Source organism: Clostridium sp. HBUAS56010, from assembly GCF_007115105.1.
In the GTDB taxonomy this organism is placed as follows: domain Bacteria; phylum Bacillota; class Clostridia; order Lachnospirales; family Lachnospiraceae; genus Lacrimispora.
The window spans coordinates 1-1,366 of record NZ_SULJ01000043.1; the positions used below are offsets into that span (position 1 = coordinate 1).

A 1,366-nucleotide genomic window follows, 5' to 3' on the forward strand; every position below is an offset into this window, starting at 1 on the left:
GATAGTGTCAAGATTTTTTCGCAAATTGTATTTCAGCCGTTAGGTAGCCGGTAGTCAGCCGGCTATGATATCAGACTGATTCTGGAGATCCAATTCTTTTAGATGCTCCATATTCATGTAGCGCTTGGCACCCCATTGGGTCCCAGCTACATGTCGCAGTCTGGCACATACAAGCATTAAAGCACTTTGCCCATCAGGAAAAGCACCAATCGCCCGGGTTCTACGTTTGATTTCCCGATTCAGACGTTCAATGGTATTGTTGGTGCGAATCCTTGTCCAGTGTTGGTTGGGGAAATCCATGTATGTTAGGGTTTCCTCGATTCCATCTTCGACCTTTTTAGCGGCCGAAGTTAATTTCATCTCGCGAAGTTTATCCGCTACTTGTTTCGCCTTTTCCTTTGCAGATGTTTTACATTCTTGAGCATGGATAGCCTTCAGCAGCATAGAGACTTCTTTCATCTTATTACGAGGAGTGGCTGAGAATATATTCCGGTAGAAATGAACCGTACATCTCTGATACTTTGCATCCGGAAATACTTCTGGAATGGATTCAAGCATCCCAAGGCATTTATCGCCGATAATCAAACGAACTCCGGCCAGACCACGTTCTTTTAGCCACACAAAAAATGTCTTCCAGCTTTCACGATCTTCCTTCATTCCTTCGGCTGCACCAATAATTTCACGACATCCAGCCTCGTTGACTCCAATCGCAACAAGAATAGAGACGTTTTGTATTTCACCTCCCCAGCTTCGTTTTAAGTAAACACCATCTACAAAGACATATGGATAAGAACTGGTAAGTTTGCGGCTTCTCCACGTTTCAATGTGTTCATAGGCTTTTTTATTTAGATTGCTTATTGTTCCAGGTGAAACTTTGGTTCCCCATAATGTCTCGGTAATATCCTCAACACGGCGAACTGAAACACCTGCAAGATACATTTCAATAAGAGCTTCTTCTACAGAGCATTCTCTGCGGCGATATCGCTCAATAATGGCAGTTTCAAATGGAACGCCCTTTAGCTTTGGCATCTTTAAATTGACTTCACCAGCCGTGGTTTGAAAGTTTCTGCTGTAATGCCCGGAACGATATCCTTTACGTTCCCCGGAACGCTCATATCTTTCAGCATTAACGAGTTCATCTGCTTCATGATCCAGCAAGGCATTGAGGGTTTCCTCAACGCTGTTACGTACTAAATCTTTCAATTCGTTATGGATAAGTTCCTGATTTAATTGTATAATGTTATCGGACATGTTCTATAGCCTCCTTTGTGAAATTTGGTTGTGGTGACTTTATTTTACCAAACGGCTATAGACCATGTCTATTTTTTATGAAACTAAATTTGCGAAATTAATTATACGTCATCCC

At 42.1% G+C, this 1,366-nt stretch carries 1 protein-coding gene; it reads right to left on the reverse strand.

Annotated elements, in window-relative coordinates:
- Nucleotides 1-54 precede the first annotated feature (54 nt).
- Nucleotides 55-1,251, reverse strand: coding sequence for an IS256 family transposase (locus tag FAY33_RS19120; RefSeq protein ID WP_143323072.1), 1,197 nt, complete (start codon nt 1,249-1,251; stop codon nt 55-57).
- Nucleotides 1,252-1,366 lie beyond the last annotated feature (115 nt).

Bases quoted from the DNA above. Each gene is read 5' to 3' on its own strand.
- FAY33_RS19120 (WP_143323072.1), bottom strand. From the start codon at position 1,251: ATGTCCGATAACATTATACAATTAAATCAGGAACTTATCCATAACGAA.